Here is a 267-nt window from a genome sequence, read left to right on the forward strand (position 1 = left end):
GAGCTCCCGGATCGTCAGCTGGACCCCGCGGTGCGCCTCATCCCACGAGGCGGGCCAGTCCAGGCCCTCGCCCTCGGACCACTCGCTCGGCTGCGCGTACTCCCCGCCCATGTACAGCAGCTGCTTGCCGGGGTGCGCCCACATGTACCCGTAGTAGGCGCGCAGGGTCGCCAGCTGCTGCCGTCGGGCGCCCGGGATGCGGCCCAGGAGGGAGCCCTTGCCGTGGACGACCTCATCGTGGGACAGCGGCAGCACGTAGGTCTCCGG

The 267-nt window shown here is 72.3% G+C and carries 1 pseudogene; it reads right to left on the reverse strand.

The features are described 5' to 3' along the window. Window positions 1-267: pseudogene (locus KVS67_RS12050) on the reverse strand (1,4-alpha-glucan branching enzyme); the annotation flags it as partial.

It is taken from the genome of Micrococcus sp. GbtcB5 (assembly GCF_019091605.1).
GTDB lineage: Bacteria > Actinomycetota > Actinomycetes > Actinomycetales > Micrococcaceae > Micrococcus > Micrococcus luteus.